This is a genomic window from Xanthomonas dyei (genome assembly GCF_002939865.1).
Lineage (GTDB): Bacteria > Pseudomonadota > Gammaproteobacteria > Xanthomonadales > Xanthomonadaceae > Xanthomonas > Xanthomonas dyei.
In genome coordinates, this window is the sequence record NZ_MDEE01000080.1 from 1 (window position 1) to 5,751 (window position 5,751).

General features: G+C 57.4%; 4 protein-coding genes and 2 pseudogenes. All 6 read left to right on the plus strand.

Annotated elements, in window-relative coordinates:
* On the plus strand, nucleotides 1–1,214 hold a 1,214-nt coding region (locus XdyCFBP7245_RS22895), incomplete at its 5' end, for a Tle-like phospholipase domain-containing protein (protein WP_146091724.1).
* Between the two features lie 92 nt (nucleotides 1,215–1,306).
* Nucleotides 1,307–2,304 (plus strand): annotated as a pseudogene (locus XdyCFBP7245_RS22900) (TrbL/VirB6 family protein); the annotation flags it as partial.
* A 39-nt stretch (nucleotides 2,305–2,343) separates the two neighbouring features.
* Nucleotides 2,344–2,853 carry a DUF4189 domain-containing protein gene (locus XdyCFBP7245_RS22905; protein WP_104617653.1) on the plus strand — a complete coding sequence of 170 codons (510 nt, stop codon included), beginning with the start codon at nucleotides 2,344–2,346 and terminating at the stop codon, nucleotides 2,851–2,853.
* Between the two features lie 509 nt (nucleotides 2,854–3,362).
* The gene (locus tag XdyCFBP7245_RS22910; protein ID WP_104617654.1) at nucleotides 3,363–4,010 is read left to right on the plus strand and encodes a hypothetical protein; all 648 of its coding nucleotides are present in this window, start codon (nucleotides 3,363–3,365) and stop codon (nucleotides 4,008–4,010) included.
* Nucleotides 4,007–5,356: a Tle-like phospholipase domain-containing protein gene (locus XdyCFBP7245_RS22915; RefSeq protein WP_104617655.1), complete on the plus strand. Its 1,350-nt coding sequence runs from the start codon at nucleotides 4,007–4,009 to the stop codon at nucleotides 5,354–5,356. The genes XdyCFBP7245_RS22910 and XdyCFBP7245_RS22915 overlap by 4 nt, the downstream gene beginning before the upstream one ends.
* A gap of 92 nt (nucleotides 5,357–5,448) precedes the next feature.
* Nucleotides 5,449–5,751: pseudogene (locus XdyCFBP7245_RS22920) on the plus strand (type IV secretion system protein); the annotation flags it as partial.

Sequence of the window (5,751 nt, forward strand, 5' to 3'; positions counted from 1 at the left end):
AATGGCGAAACTCCGAAGATCCAAACGCGATTCTCCGGAACGATGCGGACATTCTGCCCTCTCAGGCATCGTTATTCAGACCTTCCCTAAAGGAAGATGGCGTCTACACTGACGGCGGCATGGTGGCATCGCGCCACAACAATCAAGCCGCCGAAGCGATTGAGTTGACCAAATATGCATTGAATTATGCGCACGAGTTAGGCAAGGGCGGAAAGACGCCCGAAGTCACCGTTACCGGCCACTCACTCGGCGGCGACCTGGCACAGGTTACGGCACATCACTTTGGCCTCAAAGGCGAGACCTTCAACGCCTATGGCGCGCTCAGCCTGGATCGGCGCATTCCCGAAGGCGGCACCGATGTCATCAATCATGTAATGGCCGGCGATGCGGTCAGTGCTGCCAGCAAGCATTATGGGCAGGTCAAGATCTACGCCTCGCCGCAGGAAATCGCCACCCTCAAGGAAGCCGGCTACGACAACACCCGCAGCCTGCTGGATGCACGCAATCCCCTCGCTGCTGTCCAACTCAGCGACTCACATAAGATGCATAACTTCCTACCCGTCGATGGCGACGGCAAGCCGGATCGCTCGGTACTGGAAGACCCCAAATCGCAGCAGTTGGCGCAGCAATACGCGCCGATGGTCGACAAGTATCGCGACGATGTAGCGCTGATGCGTGGTCACTTGACCATCGCATCGCGCACCATCCAGTCCATGAACGTGGCAGATGGCATCAATCAGTTGCGCGGTACGCTTGCACCCGGTGCAGGTGCGGCGGAGATGGCGGCCGAGCGTTGGAAGGAGACGCAGCAGCGCATGCAGCGTGAGGACACGCCGGTCTATGTGACACCTAGCTGGAAGCTGCCCCTGGGCAATACCCCTGAGCGCTGCGTAGATCCGGGCGCGGCCGCCATGTCCAATGATCCACTGTACCGCTCCATCCATAGCAAACTGCCGCAGGGCACATCTGATGCGGTGGCCATGCATGCCACCGTCGAGGCCAAACGCGCTGGCATCGTCGACGTCAACCAGCTGCGCAGCGTGACCGTGCAAGACGGCAATGCCTGGATCGTTGGCAATACGCCGGGCTTCCGGGCCAAGGTCGATCTGGCAGCTGAGGTGCCACCCGTGCAGGACAGTTTGCGTCAGTCCCAGGCGCTAGACAGTCAGCGATCGCAGGAGATGGCTCAGCCCTCGCCTGCGCGTGTACTCTGAGGGCTATTGTTCTTGCCGCAGATAGCGCGATGCGTATGCAAGCAATGACTGTCTATCCGAGCTTTGATCCCTGTGCCAGACCCGAGACGGGCGGCATGGAGCTGATGGGGCGGGCCATGAAGTGGGTCAGCACCATCGCGCTAACGGTGACCACGCTGTGGGTGCTGATCCTGGGCTACCGCATCGCCACCGGGCAGTCGCGTGAGAGTGCGATGGCCACCATGATCAAGGCAGCCAAGGTCGCCGTCATCATCAGCTTGGCGTCAGCCCTGGGTGCCAATGGCGCCATGCTGCACCAGACCATGACCCAAAACCTGGACAAGGAAATCCACGAGTTGTTCACCGACGAGGAGGGCAGCTCCGCCGATGCGATCGACGAGAACCTGGCCTATACCCAGATTGCGCTGGATGCGGTGCGGGTGGAGTCTAGCCAGCCGGAAATGCTGGAGAAAAAGGGGCGCGCCGTGCTGCTGGCCGGCTCCGGCACCGCCAGCCCGCCGATGGCGGCCGGTGCAATGCTGCTGCTGTTCAAGTTCACCATGGCCTTCTTGATCGGCATAGGGCCGATTTTCATCCTGGCGCTGATCTTCGACCAGACCAAGGACCTGTTCAAAAAGTGGCTGTTCTACATCATCGGCACGCTGTTCTCGATGGCCATGCTGTCCGTGGTCACCGCCATGGTGCTCAAGTTCACCGCCAAGGTCGCTGGCGCCTACTGGGTAATGAAGTTCATCTCTCTGAATACCGAAGGCCTCTCCAGCCAAGCCTGCAGCAAGGCGGCATCGGTCTGATCATGCCCATGCTCATCATCACCATCCCCACCATCGCCGCCGCGCTCTGGCAGGGCAGTATGGGCACGTTCCTGTCCTACACCGCGTTTAACAATACCGCATCCCCAGGCCCCCAGGGCCAGCCGGCTGGGTCGTATATGCCGCAGCGGACAGCGCCTAACGAAGATAGATCAAATACTAATGCCAGTAGCAATGTAGGCGTGCCAAGCAGGCCTACTATCGCAGGCAGCGACTCGAGTGAAAGCATTGCTTCGGGCGCCCGCGGTTTGGCAGCACAAAACTCTCGAAGTCAGACTTGATTTTCAAAGCAGCTTTGCGACGAAGCAACCTGGTGGAAAATGAAAAATAAACTACTAATCCTTGCACTGGCAGCCTGCACCGCCGGTGTTCATGCGGAGCAGGGATGTCCACCTGGACAGTACCCAATTGGAGGCCAAGGAGTGGCTGCATGTGCACCGATTCCGCAAAATGGCGCCACCCAACAGCCTCGACCCACAGGTGAATGGCTTAAAACTTGGGGCGCAATCGCAAGTGACGGCAGCAACAGATTGGGCGTCTCAAAGAACAAAATCAAGAAAGCGGATGCCCAAAGAGATGCGCTTGAAAAATGCGAATCACTAAGCGCGAAAGAATGCAAAATAAACTTTACATATAACAACCAGTGCACAGCTGTAGCAGAGCCTCACCGTGGGGATTACTCCGTTTCCGGGACAATGTCCTATGCTGGCGCCCCAACGAAAGATATTGCCAACACTGACGCGCTAAGAACTTGTCATGAAAAAAATAGGGGCGAAGAGTGCCGGGTAATATATTCAGCATGCTCCGAGCCAATATTCAAATCTTATTAAGTATCCCGCCCTATAAAGAAGGATATCTCGAGACAACGCCTAGACTCCTGAAGGCACTGTAGTTTCGGCAATCAGCTTCAACTCTTCCGCACAGACACCAGCTTGAGGTCACAACCAAATGATCTCCTACTACAATAACGCCCCCTTCACCTTTTACAGGTTAGGCGTGAACAAGGATTGCTAGCCCCCGTCGACATGGCCATTGTTGCGTTTACGGCCAGCAATCTATAGTGCTTCAATGCAGCCTCACTTCAGATATTTGAATGAATCTGCCCATTGACTTTCCGCACGGTAGCCCAAGGAGTCCAACCTGCGTACTGCATGCTAACTGGTGACTGATGCATCCTTGGCTTTACCGCTTTCCAAGGCATAGCCGGCTCACCTGCGGATACTGATCGAAAAATTGGGCCTTGAATCTTCGCTTATCCTGCAAATGTGCGTCATCACATTTGCGCAACGCCTAATCAGAACTGATAGCATCCACTCGCACCGGCAGCAGAATCCCGACCATGACCCTTAAGACTGTCGGCTGTTTCGTTATCGTCATTGCACTGTTCTTTCTTGCAGGATGCAAACCCATGGCTATCCCATCCTCAAAAACTGACGCGACGGCCAGTGATCCGGTCTACCAAAAGAACCCCCATCCGAAGCAGGCGTATCGCATCACTTTGACGATTGAGGATGCGCCAGGGCCGTTTGACTGGATCTCGGGCACGGCGTTCTACCAGATGACCAACCACAAGCAATGCACCCCAATCGAGCCCATTGCCGGTGTGTGGAGCAAGTCGGACGAAGATGGCATCCCTATCCGCTTTGAGAAGCGCGATGCATCCACTTACGTGGCGACGATCTATGCCGATGGCATGGTTGATGCTGACTACTACGCCAAGGGCGTCTGTCGATGGGAACTCACTAGCGTAGATGTTTCCTTAAAGGCTACCGGCAAACACGAAGAAACAAGGTTTCAGCCGGGCCTATACAAAGATAAGTTGTTGAGTGGCACTCCGTCCGTGACCTATTTTTGGTTAGGAGGGTATCCCAAAGATGAAATGAGCAACTATCCCGACTCAGGCCATTCAGACCCAAGTCAATTCAAGGAAGATTTACGCAAACAGTTGTTCAAAGTGACTCTGATTGCCAGAAAGGACGCACCATGACTCTGACTGCACAACAATATGCTGAGCTGGCAAACGACGTTTATAAAAAGCCAGATGAAATTGGCGAGAATAGTCGAACTGCAAATATCGGCGGCGTGCCCTATAAGCGTCTCGAATACATTGATACTCCTTCTGGCTATCAAGGCATTATCTATCAGCGGGTAGATACAGGCGAAATTGTCGTCGCCCATCGCGGCACAGAGCCCGAACGGCAGCTAAAAGAGGATGTCGTCTTCGCCGATGGCGGCATGGTGACAGCTCGTCACAACGACCAAGCCGCCGATGCAATTGAATTCACCCGACATGCAATGCAGATAGCTGAGCGCCAAGGCAAGCGTGATGGGCATGAGCCCGACGTCACTGTCACCGGCCACTCGCTCGGCGGCGACCTGGCGCAGGTCACGGCACATCACTTTGGCCTCAAGGGCGAGACCTTCAACGCCTATGGTGCGGTCAGCCTGGACCGCCGTATTCCCGAGGGTGGCTCGGATGTGATCAATCATGTGATGGCCGGCGATGCGGTCAGCGCTGCCAGCAAGCATTATGGTCAGGTCAAGCTCTACGCCACGCCACACGAAGTCGCTGCCTTGCAGAAGGCCGGTTACGCCAATGACCGCAGCCTGTTCGATGACCGCAATCCGGCGGTCGCCAAACCGCTCAGCGACTCGCATAAGATGCATAACTTCCTCCCCGTCGATGGCGACGGCAAGCCGGATCGCTCGGTGCTGGAAGACCCCAAATCACAGCAGCTGGCGCAGCAGTACGCGCCGATGATCGACAAGTACCGCGACGATGTGGCACTGCTGCGGGGTGGCCTGACCCTGGCAACACGCCACGTGCAGTCCATGAACGTGGCCGATGGCATCAATCAGTTGCGCGGTACGCTTGCACCCGGTGCCGGTGCGAAAGAGATGGCAACAGAGCGCTGGAAGGAGACCCAGCAGCGCATGCAGCGTGAGGACACGCCGGTTTATGTCACGCCCGGCTGGAAGCTTCCCTTGGGCGATGCTGCCGAGCGTAGGGCTGAGCCGGGTGCGACGGCCACGTCGAACGATCCGCTGTACCGCTCCATCCACAGCAAACTGCCGCAGGGCACATCTGATGCGGTGGCCATGCATGCCACCGTCGAGGCCAAACGCGCGGGTATCGTCGACGTCAACCAGCTGCGTAGCGTGACCGTACAAGACGGCACTGCCTGGATCGTCGGCAACACGCCGGGCTTCAGGGCCAAAGTCGATCTGGCAGCCGAGGTGCTACCCGTGCAAGAAAGTTTGCGCCAGTCCCAGGCTTTGGACACACAGCGATCCCAGGAGATGGCCCCGCCCTCGCCTGCGCGTGTACTCTGAGGGCTGTTGCCCTTGCCGCAGATCGCATGATGCGTATGCAAGCCGTCACTGCCCCAGCCTACCTTGATCCCTGTTCCAGGCCTGGAATGGGCGGCATGGAGCTGATGGGGCGGGCCATGAAGTGGGTCAGCACCATTGCGCTGACGGTGACCACGCTATGGATCTTGATCCTGGGCTACCGCATCGCTACCGGGCAGTCGCGTGAGAGTGCGATGGCCACCATGATCAAGGCTGCCAAGGTCGCCGTCATCATCAGCGTGGCGTCAGCGGTGGGGGCCAATAGCCCCATGCTGCATCAAACCCTGACCCAGAACCTGGACAAGGAGATCCACACCTTGTTCACCGGCGATGAGGGCACCGCCGCCGATGCGATCGACGAGAACCTGGCCTACACG